Consider the following 15,798-nt stretch of genomic DNA (forward strand, 5'->3'; position numbering starts at 1 on the left):
TTTCAAAGACCTGTCTTGAGAGGATGTTCACACCTTTTCTCTATGGGACGTCCAGTAATTGCGCAAAGAGGAATGGTGATGGGCGATGCATCGCACCCGGCGGAGCCACCAAAACTGAAGTCAGCCAACATCCTTGGCTCGATCGATATTCCCGACGAACAGCTCGGCGCGATTCGCGAGAAGCAGATCGACGCAGTCGGCTCACTGCTGCCTGTCATTGGCCTGGCGAACCTCATCAACGCGGCTGTGGTCATGGTGTCATTCGCCAACACTGCGGCCAACCGCCTGCTTGGTGTCTGGACGATGACCATGGTCATCGCGACGTCAATCATGCTCATCGGCTTCTTCGTGATGCGGCGACGGGCCAACAGCCCTGGCGAGCAGATGTCCGCCGATTCCGGCAAGAACAGCATTGACCGTTTCGCGCGTTTTGCATCCGTTCTCGGCATTCTGTGGGGGATCCTGCCGCTACTCATCCTTCCACTGACCGATCACACGAACCAACTTGCCGTGAGCTCGATCGTCGCTGGCGTCATGTTCGCTGGCGTCCTCCTTGTCGGTCGCATTCCAGAGGCTGCCATGGGCTTTCTGGTGCCAACAGTCATTGGCTACATTGTGGGCTTGCAGCTCGGTCAGGATCCACGGAACGACTTTCTGTCGGTCCTTGCTTTTGTTTACGCGGTCGTTCTCTGGACCTCGTCAAAATGGTCCTTCAACCAGTTCGTCGAACAGCACCTGAATGGATCGGCCGTAAAGCATCAGGCACAGCTTATTGGCCTGCTGCTGCGCGACTTCGAAGAAAGCACGTCTGATTGGCTGTGGCAGACAGATCAAAGCAACTCGCTGATCGACATTCCGCTTCCTACGGTTTCGGAGCAGAACAATTTCGAACTGATGGCTGTGGGTGTGAGCCTGCGCTCGCTGTTCAAGGAGAATGAGGCCGCAAAGACACTGGCACGCTGTCTCGACCGCCAACAGAGCTTTCGTGACCTTATTCTGGAGGTCGACGGCGAAGACGAGACTTGGTGGTCGCTGACAGGTAAGCCGATCTTTGACGGATCGGGCAAGTTTCAGGGCTTCCGGGGCGTCGCTTCAGACATCACCCAGTCGAAGGCGATCGAAGACCGTATCGCCTTCATGGCGCATTTCGACCCGCTGACCTCTCTTCCAAACCGGGCCAACCTGCACGAGTGTCTGGAAAAGGCATCGAGCCGCCCGGTGGCTGAGGGCCGCAGCCGCGCTTTGCTGTGGCTCGATCTCGATAATTTCAAATGGGTCAATGATACGCTTGGTCATCCGGCCGGCGACGAGCTTCTTTGCCAGGTTGCCATACGCCTGAAAGACGCAGCACCTGATGCAGATGTTATCGCACGCCTTGGCGGCGATGAATTTGCGATGCTTCTGGAATGCGAGTCGCAGGACGAATTGATCGAGACCGTCAAATCCATGAGCGAGCGCCTTAACCGGCCCTACGACATCTGGAGCTCGATCGTACATTGCGGTGCCAGTATCGGCGTGCGCATCATTGAGCAGCACAATATGGAAATCCAGACGCTGCTCAAACATGCAGACCTCGCCCTTTATCAGGCCAAGGAAGCGGGCAAGCGCACCTGGTGCGTCTTCAGCCAGAACCTCGAAGACCGTGCGAGGGCACGTCAGAGCATTGAGCTCGACCTAAACAAGGCGCTTGAGAACAACGAACTTCGCCTCTTCTTCCAGCCACAGCTGAATGCGCAGACGAATGAAATCATTGGCGCTGAAACCCTCATTCGCTGGCAACACCCGACGCGGGGGCTTATCGGCCCGGATCACTTCATCCAGCACGCCGAAGATAGCGGAATCATCACCCGGTTGGGCGACTGGGCACTTCGTGAGGCGCTGAAGGCTGCTCGCCGCATGCCAGAGAATATGCGCGTCGCGGTAAACATCTCGCCGCTCCAGATCCACAGCTCCAGTCTTGTGACGACAATCATCAACGCGATCGCGGTCAATCAGATCGACCCGGCACGCCTGGAACTGGAAATCACCGAATCGGTGCTGATGACAGACACCGAATTCACGCTGAAACGACTGAACCAGCTCAAGGAAATCGGCTTGCGTATTTCGCTCGACGATTTCGGGACCGGCTTCTCTTCGCTGAGCTATCTGCGCCGTTTCCCGTTCGACAAGCTCAAGATCGACAAGAGCTTCGTCGAAGATATCGACCACAATCATGAGAGCCGCGCCATCACCAAGGCGACGCTTCAGATCGCCAAGGCGCTCAACATGAGTTGCACAGCCGAGGGCGTCGAAACCGAAACGCAAAAGCAGTATCTCACAGAGATCGGCTGTGACGAGCTGCAAGGCTACCTGATCAGCCGGCCACAGCCGCTCGACAAGCTTGGCCATCTCTTCCCTGTGCTTACTGAAGAAGAGGCGGCCAAATCGCTCGCTCAATCTACGGCAGGTATTTCGATGTCGGGAGATGTGATCCGTCTCGAGGGTCAGCCGCGCGACCGTCAAAAGGCGACGGGTTAAGCCGTACTCATCGAGGAATGGGCTGGCTCAAAGCGAGCAGCTGCAAGTCGTCTGCATACGAGCGCGTTTCATGCTTGACCGGTGCGCGTGGCTTGTCTAATCAGGCGCCTCACCGCCAAACGCGGTGGACGATCTGCGCGGGTGTAGCTCAGTTGGTTAGAGTGCCGGCCTGTCACGCCGGAGGTCGCGGGTTCGAGCCCCGTCACTCGCGCCATTTCGTTCGAAATGGCAAAACAGATCAAGAAAAAGGCGACCGCCTCAAACGGTCGCCTTTCTTTTTGGCTGCAATAGGCGAGCCTTCAGCTATCTGCAAAAGCAGCCGGGCGCTTCTGCAGTTCTGCCATCACCGCCTCGATCTGGTTCTTGCTGCCGATCAGCTTGTCCTGCAGCACTGATTCCTGGAGCAGGGCCTCTGCAGCGGTCATGTCCGGCAGATTGTTGAAGATCTCCTTGTTCGCGCGGATGGCGTCCGGGTTCTTGCCTGCAATCTGCGTCGCAAGCTCCATGGCGCGCTCATATGGTGTCTCGCTGATCTCTGTCGCAAAGCCGTACTCAGCCGCGTCAGCACCAGAGAAGATACGTCCCGTATAGGTGAGCTCGCGCAGGCGGTCATCGCGGCAGAGCGAGCCCATGATTGCCGTGCCCGCCATGTCCGGAACGAGGCCCCATTTGATCTCCATGATGGAGAGTTTCGTCTCCGGGTGGATGATCCGCATATCTGCGCCCAGCATCACCTGGAAGCCGCCACCGAAGGCGACGCCATGCACAGCGGCGATGACAGGGATGGGCAGGGCACGCCAGCCCCACACGGCCTGCTGTGCCCGGTTGGTGATGCCATGCGTGCGTGGGGTGAGCCCCTGACGGCCACCCGGCGACCCGCCGCCGCTATTGCCTTCAGCCATCTTGCCGAAATTGCCCATATCGAGACCCGCACAGAACGCGCGGCCATCGCCAGAGAGCACGACGCAACGCACAGACTTGTCCTTGGACAGCTCCTCGGTTGTCGAGAGCAGCGCCTCGAACATCGCATCGTCCAGCGCATTCATCTTGTCTGTGCGAACGAGTTTGACGTCAGCGACGCCATCTTTCTTCGTGACCTGAATCCGGTCGGACATGTGCGGTCTCCTCATGCTTGGAAATCTCGCTTCAATCTGCCCAACGAAAAACGCCGGGACAAGTAATGTCCCGGCGTCATGGTCTTTCGTGTCGCGGCGCGCCCTAGAGGAAGAGCTTGGCGAACTCACGCTTGCGACGGTTCTTCCAGGCGCCCTTGTGCCAGGCAGCAGATGCCAGAAGCGGAACAACAGAGCCCGCCTCAGCAAACACCATCTGCTCATGCACGGTCTGCACCTTGCCCCAGCTCGCAGCCTCTTTCAGCGTCGAGGAGGAGCAGGCGCCGTCACGCGTGTCGGCAACAGTGATCTGCACGGCGTATTTGTGCATCTCGCATTCCTTGCCGAGGATTTCAGCGCAAACCACTGTATCCTGGACAAAATTCTTCGGCACACCACCGCCCACCATGAGGAGACCCGTCGTACCGGCAGCGATCTTGACGTCCGTCAGCTCGCGGAAATCAGCCACGCTGTCGATCGACATGTAGTTACCCGGATTTTCGACCTGGTGCTTCACGAGGCCAAAGCCTGCCGAGCAGTCAGAGAAGGCCGGCACGAAGATCGGCACATTGTGATCATAGCAGGTCTCGATCAGCGAGCCCTTCTTGACCGCGTTCTCCTTCAGCCACTTACCCATCTCCCAGATGAACTCACGCGAGGAATAGGGGCGCGGCTCAAGCTTGTTGGCGATGTCATAGATGACGTGGTCGCAGGCCTGCAGCTCTTCTTCATCGATGAACGTGTCATAGATACGGTCGATGTAGAGGTCGCGCAGGATGTTGTCGTCGACCGACTCCGGCGCCTGATAGTGCTTGTAGCCAAGCGCCTCGAAGAAATCCATGTCGATGATCGACGCGCCGGTTGCGACGATACAGTCGATCAGGCCGTCCTTCACGAGGTCACGGTATACGTGCATACAGCCACCCGCCGAGGTGGAGCCTGCGAGCGTCAGGATGGTCGAGCAGTCCTCGTCCTCAAGCGCCATGTTGAAGATATCTGTCGCCCGCGCGAGGTCGCGCGAGGTGAAGGACATCTTGCCCATCGACTCGACGATAGGACGGGCGTCGAACTTGGTGATGTCGATATGCTCTACCGGCTTGCTCAGCAGCTCGGCCTTACGATTGGAATTGTCAGACATATAGGTCTCCGATGACTTGGGAGGCGTTGTAACGGTGTGGGGTGATTGGGTCCAGAAGGCAGGCGGCCCTCACCCTTTCAGGCGAAGGCCGCTCTCAGACTAGATTGAAGGGATGACTACGCCATGACGGCGACGGTCGTCTCGCTGTAGAAGCCATTGAAGCGCGAGGAGAGGGCCTGACCATAGGCACCGAGATGGCAAATCTCGACCCAGTCGCCTTCCTGCACATCAGCAGGCAGCTCGAATGGACCATTCATGACATCAAGGCTGTCGCAGGTTGGGCCGAAGAAGCGGAAAGCTTCAGTTTCGCCCTGGTCGCGTGGCTCGACGGTGTGAAGCTTCACTGGGAACTTCCAGGCACACTGGGCCGCGTCGAAGAGCGAGCCATAGCTGCCATCATTGAGGTACAGGTCACCGCCCTTGCGAAGCTCAACACGAGCCAGCGTCGAGCCGCCTTGCGCACAAAGCGCACGGCCAGGCTCGCCCAGCACCTGAAGGCCTGCAAAACCATGAGCTGACAGCGACGAACGGATCGCGCTGAAATACTCACCCATCGGGCGCGGCGACATGCCTGGATACGGAACCGGGAAGCCACCACCGCAATCGATCGAATCGATCTCAACGCCCGATGCGTCCACGATGGAGCGGACATAGGCCAGCGCCATGTCGTAGTCGCTGATCTCAAGGCACTGCGAGCCGACATGGAAGGTCACGCCTAGCTTGAAGGCGTGGCGGCGTGCTTCGCCGAGCAGCTCGACGGCCTGGTCGCGGTCTGCGCCAAACTTGCCAGAAAGCGGCATCGCTGCGCCGCCCTTTGGCAGCGCGACACGCAGGTGAAGCGTCAGGTCACTGGCATAGCCCGTGACTTCAAGCATCTTCTGAAGCTCGTCAGCAGAGTCGAACGAGAAATCACGCACGCCACACTCATACGCGTGACGGATCGCTGCGCGCGACTTCACAGGGTGCATGAAGAAAAGCTTCGCGCCGGGTACGACACTCTGGACGAGGTCGACTTCGCGGGTCGAGGCAACGTCAAAGTTGCGCACGCCGCTGGTCCACAGCGTTTTCAGGACGGCCGGATGCGGGTTTGCCTTCACGGCATAGAGAACCTTGCCGGGGAAACCGTTCAGGAAGGTGCGCGCAGCTGCCGCAATCTTCTTCGGGTAGAGAACGAAGATCGCGTCATCGCCTTCATAGGCGCGCAGGACATCGCCAACGCTGGCAAAGGCCGGAAGGCCAGAGCGGTTGGAGGTATCAGGAAGAATAGCAGGGCGCGCCAGCGGCGCAGAACCAGATTTAAACATGGCAAAGATTCGGATTTTGGCTGGCACGAAGCCAGTGAACTTATTGACTGCACCAGTACAAACGCCTGATGCGCACGACAGTTCGGCGGGCGAACCCGCTACGGCCTTATAAGTTCAGCGACCGCAGCCGCATAATCTCCGAATTTCTTGTCGTAATAGTTGTAGAGCCCGGTGTCCCAAGCCACATCCAAACGGCTGTAGGCTGCCGCCAAAGCGATCATGTTCGGTGCCATCCAAGTATCCTCGTCCAGCATTACCGGGCTCAGCACCCGATGATGAAAGTGAAGACATCTGGGCTCACCCGTACTGACGCCCTTTCGGGACCGTCGTAGCTCGCTTGCGTGTCGGCGCTCGAAATATTGAATCGCGATTCAAAGATCAAGTATTTTTTACGTCATGTAAGACGGCAAATGCGTGGGCCAGATCCGCGACAAGATCGGCAGGGTCTTCTAGGCCTGCATGGAGCCTCACAAGCCGCCCCTGACGGGCCTGTGTCCAGTCTTCCGGCAGCCGTGTGAGTTGCTCATCGCAGGGGATGATCAGGCTTTCAAAACCGCCCCAGGAAAAGCCCATCTTGAAGAGTTTCAGCGCCGACAGAAAAGCATCGACATGGCCGTCTTCCGGCGCATCCAGAAGAAAGCCAAACAGGCCGCAACTTCCTGAAAAGTCCCGCTTCCAGATTTCGTGATCGGGATGGTTGGGCAGGGCAGGGTGGATGACAAGGCTGACATCGTCGTGCTTCTCCAGCCAGTTCGCGATCTCGAGCGCACTTGCTTCATGCGCTTTCAACCGAGTGCCCAGCGTGCGTGTGCCCCTCAGCGCCGCATAGGCATCATCTGGCCCTAGCGAGATGCCCCAATCTTCGGTCAGTGCTTCAATCGCCGCGGCATGCTTCTTGTCATTCGTCACGACCGCGCCGCCAAACGCATCCGCATGGCCCACTACATATTTGGTGAGCGCCTGAAGCGAGATGTCGACGCCAAGGTCGAGCGGGCGATGAAACACGCCAGCGCCCCAGGTATTGTCCATCACCGTCGTGATACCGGCCTTTCGCGCAATCTCGACAATGGCCGGCGTGTCCGAAATCTCAAAGGTGAGAGACCCCGGCGATTCGAGCACGATCAATCTGGTCTCTGGCGTAAGGGCCGCCATCAACGCCTCAGGGTCGCGTGGGTTAAAGCGCGCGGCGCTGACTCCCATCGTGGGCAGTCGCTTTTCACAGAATCGCCTCGTGGGCCCATATACTGAATCGGAAAGCAGAACGTGGTCGCCAGCTTCTACGACAGCCGCAATCGCCACAGCGCAGGCACTGAGGCCCGAGGGCGTCAGCCGCGCATACTCGCCGCCTTCCAGCTCACACAAAGCCGCTTCCAGCTCCCGGTGCACCGACAGCCCCATCCGGCCATATCCGGTCCCGCCACCGTAAAGCGATTGCCGGTCCGGCAGGAGCACGGTCGATGCACGCTCGACAGGTGGGTTTACGGTGCGCCGCTCGGGATTGCCCTTGCGGTTATGGATGAGCCGGGTCGGAAGTTTCATGCCGATGCGGTCGCAATCTCGCTCTCTGGGTGGGAGGCCCATTCTGACCAGGAGCCGTCATAGACAGCGACGTCCCAGTTACCGATCTCGGCCAGAGCGAGCGCGATGACTGCGGCCGAAACGCCGGAGCCGCAGCTTGCAACAACCGGCCGATCTGCATGGTCGCCCAGCAGCGCGTTGATCTGCTCTTTCGACACAAGCTTGCCGTCAGCGCCAACCAGCTTGCCGGACGGGACATTCCCGCTGCCGGGAATGTGACCGGAGGGCAGATCCGGGCGTGGCTCTTTCTCAGTTCCGGCAAAGCGTCCCGCAGGGCGGGCATCGAGAATCGGTGTGTCGCCAGACGCTGAGGCTGCAGCAACCTGCTCGCGCGACTTTATGAGGTCTGAGCGTACGCGCGGCGTAAAGTGGCGCCCGCCAGTGATAACAGGCGGCAGGTCTTCAAGTTCGCCGCCCTCAGCCTCCCAGGCGCGCAAACCGCCGTTCAGCACGTACACATCCTTGTGGCCCATGACGCGGAACATCCACCAGACGCGCGCGGACGCGAAAAAGTCATTCGCATCATAAACGACGACCCGGTTTCCGTCACCGATGCCGAGCTTGCGCACACGCGATGAGAACTTCACCGAGTCGGGCATCATGTGTGGCAGATTGCTTTCCGTGTCGCTGATCTCGTCAATGTCGAAATAGACCGCGCCCGGAATGTGCCCCCGGTCATAAGACTGGCGCCCCGCACCGGCACTTGCCGTCCAGCTTGGGAACCAGCTTGCATCGACTACGCGAAGGTCGGGCGCCTTCAGATTATCTTTCAGCCAGGCCGCTGAAACGAGAGGTGATCCATCAGCCATCAGGCTTCCTCCATCCAAGGCGGAACGGGCAGATCCTTACTGCGCAGGAATTCAGGATTGTAGAGCTTCGACTGGTAGCGATTGCCGTAGTCGCAGAGGATCGTCACGATCGTGTGGCCCGGGCCAAGGTCCTTCGCGAGGCGGACGGCGCCCGCAATGTTGATGCCGGCGGACCCGCCAAGACACAGACCCTCATGCAGGATCAGATCATAGAGGATGTTCAGCGCCTCATCATCCTGACACCGATAGGCATAGTCGACCTTCAGGTCTTCGATGTTCTTGGTGATACGGCCCTGACCGATACCTTCGGTAATCGACGTGCCTTCTGATTTCAGCTCGCCATTCTTGAAATACTCATAGAGCGCCGCGCCGCCGGGATCAGCGATCCCGATCTTCACGTCCTTGCTCTGCTCCTGAAGGTACTTCGCAACGCCAGCGAGCGTGCCGCCTGAGCCGACCGCGCAGATAAACCCGTCCACCTTGCCGTCGGTCTGCTGCCAGATTTCAGGACCCGTCGTCGCATAGTGCGCTTCAAGGTTTGCAGTATTGTCGAACTGGTTCGCCCAGATCGCACCATTCGGCTCTGTCTTTGCGAGTTCTTCGGCGAGCTTGCCGGAATAGCGCGCATAGTGATTGGGGTTGGAGTAGGGGACAGCATCCACCTCGATCAGTTCTGCGCCAAGCAGCTTCACGGCCAGCTTCTTTTCCTGGCTTTGCGTGCGCGGCATCACGATGACCACGCGGTAGCCAAGCGCACTACCCACCAGCGCGAGGCCAATGCCGGTATTGCCGGCTGTACCTTCGACAATCGTGCCGCCCGGCTTCAGCGCGCCAGAGCGCTCTGCGTCGCGAACAATGCCCAGCGCCGCGCGGTCCTTCACGGACTGGCCCGGATTGAGGAATTCGGCCTTGCCGAGAATGGTGCATCCGGTTTCCTCTGAAACCCGCTGCAGCTTGATAAGTGGTGTATTCCCGATCGCATCGAGAACCGAATTGAGGATCATTCTGACTACTCCGTTTGCAAGACCGATGTAGCTATCAGCCATGTCAGTGACAACACCACGCAGGGCTGATCCGGTCTTGCCTCGCGCGCGTACTAAGTTCGAAGTCTATCTGTTCGAGCGCAAGTAAATGTCCAACACCGACACCTATCACGCCTTCATGCTGGATTATGCGACCGGCAACCTCTCTGCCAGTATGAGCCTGGCGGCCACCCTGCATCGCCTCATGTCAGAGGAGGGCGATGAGATTGCGCGCGTCTGGGAAGCGGTGCGCGCCAATATCAATCCGACCGGTGAAGATCATCAGGAAGCCATCTACCGGATGGAGGATATTGCCACCGAGATCATCCATACCGACTATGACGCGGTCATGTGGCGCAAGGGCATCTCCGGTGCACGCTTCTGCAAGCTTCCTGAAAATAGCGGATCACTGATGCGGCTGGAGCCAGGCGACCGGGTGTTCGCCCACGGACACAGCACGTTGGAAGCGATGATCGTTCTGGAAGGCTGCCTAAAGGATGGCCGCGACACGTTCGAGGCTGGAGAGCTGGTTCTCGCGACGCCCGGAGAGCGCCATCGCCCCGCCGCATCCGGGAACAAGGCATGTACCTGCTTCGTTGCTCGTGCAGATACGCCATTCTGGAGATTCACGTGAAAACCACGATCAGCACCCTCGCGCTGGCAGCAGCGCTGACCGCCGCACCAGCCTTTGCCGATAGCGCTGAGACCGACAGCATCAGCGCGCCGGTTTCAGACGAAGCCCCAGCGGCCTGGCAGCCCCAAGACGGCGATAAGATCGTTTTCAACGTCCTGCGCAAGGGCAATGAGTTCGGCACGCACACCATCTCCTTCGACGTCGAGTCGGAAGATAGCTTCACGGCGCGCTCTGATGTCGAGCTGAAAGCGGGCCTCGGCCCGATCACCGTGTTTCGCTACGAACTCGACGCGACTGAAACCTGGAAGGACGGCAAGCTGGTCGGCCTTGAAGGCAAGACGAATGATGATGGCGACGACGAATTCGTAGAGGCGAGTCTCGACGGCGACAGCCTTAACGTTAATGGCTCTGCCTATTCGGGCAATGCACCGCTCGGAATCATCCCGTCCAGCCACTGGAATATCCAGCAGGCATTCAGCAGCCAGATCCTGTCCACGGAGACGGGCGAACTTCTGGATACCAATGTCGAGAAAATCGGCCGCGAGACCCTGACGATTGGCGGTGAGGAAGTCGAAACCACCCACTATCGCCTGAAATCAGATCTGACTGTCGATCTCTGGTATGACGACCAGTCTCGTTGGGTGAAGCTCGGCTTTGAAGCCCGCGGTCAGCAGATCGATTACGTGCTGACTGAGCTCTACTAGGCAGCACTCACACCAAAACGACAAAAGGCGGGCCGCAAAGCCCGCCTTTTCTTATGCCCGCGAAAGCTGGAATTGACCGACATTGATCCGGCCGTTCCCGAAACCAGCCTCGCAATAGCTGAGATAGAAGCGCCACAACCGGCGGAAGCGCTCGTCGAATCCGAAAGTCTGGATCTTGTCCCAGGCCTCTTCGAAGCGATCGGCCCATAGCTTCAGCGTGCGGGCATAGTCTTGACCGAAATAATGCACGGCATCAAAACGAAGCCCCGCATTGCTCAGCGACTCGCGAAGCGCCACTTCACTTGGCAACATGCCACCCGGGAAAATGTAGCGCTGGATGAAGTCGGTCCGCTTGCGGTAGCGACGGAACAGGCGGTCCTCGATCGTGATAATCTGGAGCGCAGCTTTCGCATCATCCTTCAAGCTCTCACGCACTTTCTCGAAATAGCTCGGCCAGTAAGCCTCACCGACAGCCTCAAACATTTCGATAGAGGCAACGCCATCATATTTCCCCTGATGGTCGCGGTAATCCTCCAGACGGATCTCCACGCGGTCCGACAGTCCCTCTCTCTGCATACGGGCAGCTGCATAGTCGCGCTGCGCCTCAGAGATGGTGAGACAGGTGACCTTCGACCCGCGCGCCTTCGCCGCATATTCGGCAAACCCGCCCCAGCCGCAGCCAATCTCGAGAAGCTCGCTATCAGGCCCGGCAGAAAGCTGGTCCGCAATGCCTTTATACTTGGCCGTCTGGGCCTGCTCGAGTGACAGGTTCGGCTTGTCGAACAGGGCAGACGAATAGGTCATCGTCTCATCCAGCCAAGCCGAATAGAAGTCATTGCCAAGATCATAGTGGGCCATGATGTTGCGGCGGGCACCGGCGCGGCTGTTGCGGTTGAACATATGGCGTAGCTTGTTGATCCCCCTCACAAGAGAGCCACCAACCGCTAGCTTTCCAGCCGCCTCGAAATTCTCCGAGAAGTATTCCAGCACCGCTGTGAGGTCCGGCGTGGACCATTCGCCATCCATATAGCTTTCGGCAAAGCCGATATCGCCGCCAGCCAGCGCACGTTTGGCAAAGCCGAACTCGTGAACATCGACCACAGCATGCGGGCCCGGATTTCCCTGATCGAACAGGACCGAACGCCCATCCGGCAAATTGAAGCGAAGCGAGCCGTTTTCGGTTCGAAGCAGGAAAAGCCCTGCAAGCCGGAAGCCCGCTGGAACACCGGACAATTGCCTCAGCGACGAGACCGTTGCGCGAATTTCGCCTGACTGCTGGTTCATTGGTGTTTCTCCTTCAAGACGCGGCCTGATGGTGTCGCAACAGACACTCTTTGCTGCGCCTGATGCGGTTTGGAATGATAGTTTGCGCCTTTTAGCCAAAGCTTCAAAGCCTCCCAGTGGATCGCCAGGGTGACCCCAAGCGTGGAGAGCGGCATGAAGATGGCCTTGCGGATGAGGGCGTGGTCGGTGGCCGGGGCCGCTTTGGTCGACAAGGTCGCCATATGTTTGACGCCGCCGTCTGAGACCGTGCTCACGCCAAGGCGCAGCGCGGTCTCATCGCGCTGAAGCGAGAACTCATACTTTCCCGAGACGTCGAAGAATGGCGAGACATGGAAGATCTTGTCTGCGGCATGCTTGCTCCATGCACCATCAGCGGCGGCGACATAGACGTGGCGCTCACCGAACGTGTTGCGCACTTCGTAGATAACGCCGGCAGGGCGGGCGTCCGCGTCCTCCGCAATCCAAACGGAGATGGGCGCAAACTTGTAAAACAGGTGCCGGGGGAAGGTGATGAGCTTCAGTTTGAGCGCAGACGCGTCCACGTCCGCCTCGAGCAGCCGCTCCTCTGCCCAACCCCGCAATGACTGCCCGCCCTGGGCGCCATGCTCATCGCTCCGAAAGCCAAACAAGGCACCTTCATCGACACCAAATAAGCGGCACTGACGACGCGCATCTTCCAGCCGGTCAACATCAACCTCGACCATGAAGACGCGATAGCTAAAGTCCGACACGAACGGCGTGAACCGCCGGTGCACCGTTTCACCCTGGTGCAGCTTCAGTGCAGGGGCAGCGTCGCTCACTGCGCCGCAGCCCCTGCGGCCTTGGCATCCACCGGCACGGCACGCTCCGCTGACGGTACGAAGAGTTCCACGTTCTCAGCGACCCAACGAACCTGTCCGCCAAGCGAGAGCGCCGCGCGAAGACCGCTCTTCAGCCCATCTTCATGGAAGCCAGACCCCAGCCACGCGCCCGCAAGCCAGAGTCCCCGGTCGCCCTGAATCCGTTCCAGAGACCGGCAGGCTGCAGCGGCCGGTGCGTCGAATTGCGGGTGATCGAAACTCACCTCGTGGAAAACCTTGTCCGCCGCAGGCGGCACTGAAGGGTTCAGTGTCACAAACAATGGGCGCTCATTTGGCAGATTCTGCAGTCGGTTCATCCAGTAGGTCAGGCAGATATTTTCGCCGTCAGAATACTTCTGGATAACGTTCCAGCTTGCCCAGGCCGCTTTTCTGTCGGGCATGTAGGCCGGGTCGCGGTGCAGGTAGATGCGATTTGGGCGGTACCCGACCGAGTTCAGCAGGAAGCGTTGGTCCTCATAGGCAGGGGCCAGCATCTGCCGCGCCGTATCGGAATGGACAGCAAGAATGACATCGTCAAACAAGTGTTCACGTCGATCCTCGGTGGTGACGCGTACATGCTGGCCGAAGGGGCTGACCTGTTTTACTGGCGCGCTGAGACGCAAGCGCGATCCGAGAACCTCCGCCGCCTTGTCGACATATTGCTTGGACCCACCGGTTACCGTGCGCCATTTCGGGCGCTCGGCATGCATCAGACGGTGGTTCTCAAAGAAGCGAAAGAAGCTGAGCGCCGGATAATCCATCATCTCCGAAGGGGGCGTCGACCAGATCGCGCCGCCCATCGGAAGGATATAATTCTGCTTGAAGTCCTCGCTGAATCCTTTCTGGTTTAGCCAGACTCCCAGCGTCTCATTGCCGATCCGTCCGGCCGCTAGGTCCTCGCGGGCAATGTCGTTGAATTTGAGGATCGTGCGCCAGAATTTATGAAACCGAGGTCGCAGCAGGTTTCGCTTACGCGCAAACATGCCCTTGATGGTCGAGGCCCACTCGAACCCGTCCTCATTGGACACGGCAAAGCTCATATCGCTTTGCTCTGTCTCGACGTCCAGCGCATCGAAGAAACCGGTGAGGTTGGGATAGTTGCGGCCATTATAGACGATGAAGCCGACATCGACGTTCAGCTCTTGCCCATCATAGTCGATGGTCCGCGTGTGAGCATGACCACCGGCGCGCTCTCGCGCTTCGAACACGGTGACGTCAGCGGTGTCCTTCAGCGCATAGGCAGCGCCAAGACCGGTAATTCCTGAGCCGATGACAGCAATTTTCTTCATTCTCAGTCCTGCTTTTCCTTCAGCGTTTCCCAGGCATCGAGCGCACGCTGGCGCCCTTCCTTGTGAGCGATAATCGGCTTGGGATAGGTGCTTCCAAGCTCAACGCCCGCCTTCTTCAGTACGTCGCGGCCCGCTTCCCAGGGTGCATGGAGATGTTTGTTGGGAAGCTTCTTCAGCTCTGGGCACCAGTGACGGACATAGGCGCCGGTCTGGTCGAACTTCTGGCCCTGCGTGATTGGGTTGAAGACCCGGAAATAGGGCGATGCATCCGCGCCAGACCCTGCCGTCCACTGCCAACCGGCTGCATTCGATGCAGGATCCGCATCGACAAGCGTATCCCAGAACCAGTCTTCGCCCTCGGTCCAGTTCAGCAACAGGTGCTTGGTCAGCAGAGACGCTACGATCATGCGAACGCGGTTGTGCATCCAGCCTGTCGCCCAAAGCTGGCGCATGCCAGCATCGACGATCGGATAGCCGGTCTCGCCCTTCTGCCAGCGCTCGAGATCCTTCTTACTGGATCTCCACTCCATCACATTGAATTTGCTGTCGTAATTCTCACGCCCCATCTTCGGGTTATGATAGATCAGAACGTAGGAAAATTCACGCCAGACGATTTCGGAAAGGAAAGACCAGGCGCTTTCCTCTTCTTTCAGTCCGCGATTGATACGCCCCATAACCGCCCGCCAGATCGTCGCCGGGCTGATCTCGCCATGTCGCAGGTGAGGGGAGAGGCCTGACGTGCCGTCCTCATCGGGCCGGTTGCGCATTTCCTCATAGTCGCGGATCGGACCGTCGAGAAAGTCCTGCAATCTCTCCCGCGCACCATCCTCGCCCGGGGTCCACATCTCGTCGAAGCCTTTGGACCAATCGGGCTTGCTTGGATGCAGGCCCCAGCTCTCAATCTCGTCCCCATCAATGCCGATGCCATCGAACTTCTCAGGCGCTGGAAGTGGGTCCGGCGCCTCATAGTTTCCGCGCACGGCGCGCCAATAGGGCGTGAATACCTTGTAGTAGCCGCCAGACGTCGTCTTGTACGCCCACGGCTCGGTCAGAAGCGTGGTGTTGAAGCTCTTTGCTTCGATGCCGTCATCCTTCAGCGCCTTCTTGATGTCGGCGTCACGGTCGATCTCGGGCTGCGTATATCTGCGTCCCCAGAAAACCGCTTCGGCGCCGGTTTCCTTGATAAGGTCACGCAGGATTTTCTCAGCATCGCCCTTCCGGCAGATCAGCTTTCCGCCGCGCTGCGAAATGGCTGAGCGGAGCGACTTCAGCGATTTATCCAGCCACCATTTCGATGCGCCGCCAAGCTCGCGGCCGCCAGCAACCGTATCTTCGAGAATATAGACGGGGAATATCTTCGCGTTCGCTTTGACAGCGGCTGCAAGGGCCGCATGGTCTGCTAGCCGAAGATCGTTCCGAAACCAGACGATCACAGAATCCGGATTGTCCTGTCCCAGCGTTTTTCTCCTGCTTGCCCAATGTTGTAGTCGTTTACGTGGCAAACTGTGGCGTGGATCATTCTTGTCCACATCCCATGTGTCTGGCGCCAAAGGAAAACTTTGTTTAGT

14 protein-coding genes and 1 tRNA gene are annotated in these 15,798 nt (G+C 58.8%); 4 read left to right on the top strand and 11 right to left on the bottom strand.

Features of this window, described 5'->3' with window-relative positions:
• The first annotated feature begins 78 nt into the window (after positions 1-78).
• Positions 79-2,517, top strand: a complete 2,439-nt coding sequence (locus D1222_RS11565; protein WP_182481958.1) for a putative bifunctional diguanylate cyclase/phosphodiesterase — start codon at positions 79-81, stop codon at positions 2,515-2,517.
• A 137-nt stretch (positions 2,518-2,654) separates the two neighbouring features.
• Positions 2,655-2,731, top strand: a tRNA-Asp gene (locus D1222_RS11570).
• 85 nt (positions 2,732-2,816) lie between these two features.
• On the opposite strand, the gene D1222_RS11575 is transcribed toward D1222_RS11570, so the two are convergent.
• The 7 genes from D1222_RS11575 to D1222_RS11600 form a co-directional block, all read right to left on the bottom strand.
• Positions 2,817-3,632 (bottom strand): crotonase/enoyl-CoA hydratase family protein, encoded by an 816-nt coding sequence (locus D1222_RS11575; RefSeq protein WP_119454414.1) that lies wholly within the window; start codon positions 3,630-3,632, stop codon positions 2,817-2,819.
• Between the two features lie 103 nt (positions 3,633-3,735).
• On the bottom strand, positions 3,736-4,767 hold the full coding sequence (locus tag D1222_RS11580) for a 1,9-bis(guanidino)-5-aza-nonane synthase (RefSeq protein WP_119454415.1): 1,032 nt from the start codon (positions 4,765-4,767) through the stop codon (positions 3,736-3,738).
• 116 nt (positions 4,768-4,883) lie between these two features.
• Positions 4,884-6,071, bottom strand: coding sequence for a type III PLP-dependent enzyme (locus D1222_RS11585; protein WP_119454416.1), 1,188 nt, complete (start codon positions 6,069-6,071; stop codon positions 4,884-4,886).
• Between the two features lie 98 nt (positions 6,072-6,169).
• Positions 6,170-6,325, bottom strand: coding sequence for a hypothetical protein (locus tag D1222_RS15775; protein WP_182481959.1), 156 nt, complete (start codon positions 6,323-6,325; stop codon positions 6,170-6,172).
• A 124-nt stretch (positions 6,326-6,449) separates the two neighbouring features.
• Positions 6,450-7,610 (bottom strand): cystathionine beta-lyase, encoded by a 1,161-nt coding sequence (gene metC, locus D1222_RS11590; protein ID WP_119454417.1) that lies wholly within the window; start codon positions 7,608-7,610, stop codon positions 6,450-6,452.
• On the bottom strand, positions 7,607-8,458 hold the full coding sequence (locus D1222_RS11595) for a sulfurtransferase (RefSeq protein ID WP_119454418.1): 852 nt from the start codon (positions 8,456-8,458) through the stop codon (positions 7,607-7,609). Before D1222_RS11595 ends, metC begins: the two co-directional genes overlap by 4 nt.
• The gene (locus tag D1222_RS11600) at positions 8,458-9,462 is read right to left on the bottom strand and encodes a cysteine synthase A (protein WP_119454419.1); all 1,005 of its coding nucleotides are present in this window, start codon (positions 9,460-9,462) and stop codon (positions 8,458-8,460) included. Before D1222_RS11600 ends, D1222_RS11595 begins: the two co-directional genes overlap by 1 nt.
• Before the next feature lie 127 nt (positions 9,463-9,589).
• On the opposite strand from D1222_RS11600, the gene D1222_RS11605 reads away from it, so the two are divergent.
• Positions 9,590-10,114: a cupin domain-containing protein gene (locus tag D1222_RS11605; protein ID WP_119454420.1), complete on the top strand. Its 525-nt coding sequence runs from the start codon at positions 9,590-9,592 to the stop codon at positions 10,112-10,114.
• The gene (locus tag D1222_RS11610) at positions 10,111-10,818 is read left to right on the top strand and encodes a DUF6134 family protein (RefSeq protein WP_119454421.1); all 708 of its coding nucleotides are present in this window, start codon (positions 10,111-10,113) and stop codon (positions 10,816-10,818) included. The genes D1222_RS11605 and D1222_RS11610 overlap by 4 nt, the downstream gene beginning before the upstream one ends.
• A gap of 51 nt (positions 10,819-10,869) precedes the next feature.
• On the opposite strand, the gene D1222_RS11615 is transcribed toward D1222_RS11610, so the two are convergent.
• The 4 genes from D1222_RS11615 to D1222_RS11630 are packed head-to-tail and all read right to left on the bottom strand — an operon-like array spanning position 10,870 to position 15,663.
• Positions 10,870-12,102: an SAM-dependent methyltransferase gene (locus D1222_RS11615; protein ID WP_119454422.1), complete on the bottom strand. Its 1,233-nt coding sequence runs from the start codon at positions 12,100-12,102 to the stop codon at positions 10,870-10,872.
• Positions 12,099-12,902: a DUF1365 domain-containing protein gene (locus D1222_RS11620; protein WP_119454423.1), complete on the bottom strand. Its 804-nt coding sequence runs from the start codon at positions 12,900-12,902 to the stop codon at positions 12,099-12,101. The genes D1222_RS11615 and D1222_RS11620 overlap by 4 nt, the downstream gene beginning before the upstream one ends.
• Entirely contained in the window at positions 12,899-14,230 is a 1,332-nt protein-coding gene (locus tag D1222_RS11625; protein WP_119454424.1) for an NAD(P)/FAD-dependent oxidoreductase, read from the bottom strand. Before D1222_RS11625 ends, D1222_RS11620 begins: the two co-directional genes overlap by 4 nt.
• Before the next feature lie 2 nt (positions 14,231-14,232).
• Entirely contained in the window at positions 14,233-15,663 is a 1,431-nt protein-coding gene (locus D1222_RS11630; RefSeq protein WP_233348715.1) for a cryptochrome/photolyase family protein, read from the bottom strand.
• Positions 15,664-15,798 lie beyond the last annotated feature (135 nt).

The sequence above is a fragment of the Henriciella algicola genome, assembly GCF_003576245.1.
Lineage (GTDB): Bacteria > Pseudomonadota > Alphaproteobacteria > Caulobacterales > Hyphomonadaceae > Henriciella > Henriciella algicola.

Bases quoted from the DNA above. Each gene is read 5' to 3' on its own strand.
- D1222_RS11565 (WP_182481958.1), top strand. From the start codon at position 79: ATGGGCGATGCATCGCACCCGGCGGAGCCACCAAAACTGAAGTCAGCC.
- D1222_RS11575 (WP_119454414.1), bottom strand. From the start codon at position 3,632: ATGTCCGACCGGATTCAGGTCACGAAGAAAGATGGCGTCGCTGACGTC.
- D1222_RS11580 (WP_119454415.1), bottom strand. From the start codon at position 4,767: ATGTCTGACAATTCCAATCGTAAGGCCGAGCTGCTGAGCAAGCCGGTA.
- D1222_RS11585 (WP_119454416.1), bottom strand. From the start codon at position 6,071: ATGTTTAAATCTGGTTCTGCGCCGCTGGCGCGCCCTGCTATTCTTCCT.
- D1222_RS15775 (WP_182481959.1), bottom strand. From the start codon at position 6,325: ATGCTGGACGAGGATACTTGGATGGCACCGAACATGATCGCTTTGGCG.
- metC (WP_119454417.1), bottom strand. From the start codon at position 7,610: ATGAAACTTCCGACCCGGCTCATCCATAACCGCAAGGGCAATCCCGAG.
- D1222_RS11595 (WP_119454418.1), bottom strand. From the start codon at position 8,458: ATGGCTGATGGATCACCTCTCGTTTCAGCGGCCTGGCTGAAAGATAAT.
- D1222_RS11600 (WP_119454419.1), bottom strand. From the start codon at position 9,462: ATGATCCTCAATTCGGTTCTCGATGCGATCGGGAATACACCACTTATC.
- D1222_RS11605 (WP_119454420.1), top strand. From the start codon at position 9,590: ATGTCCAACACCGACACCTATCACGCCTTCATGCTGGATTATGCGACC.
- D1222_RS11615 (WP_119454422.1), bottom strand. From the start codon at position 12,102: ATGAACCAGCAGTCAGGCGAAATTCGCGCAACGGTCTCGTCGCTGAGG.
- D1222_RS11625 (WP_119454424.1), bottom strand. From the start codon at position 14,230: ATGAAGAAAATTGCTGTCATCGGCTCAGGAATTACCGGTCTTGGCGCT.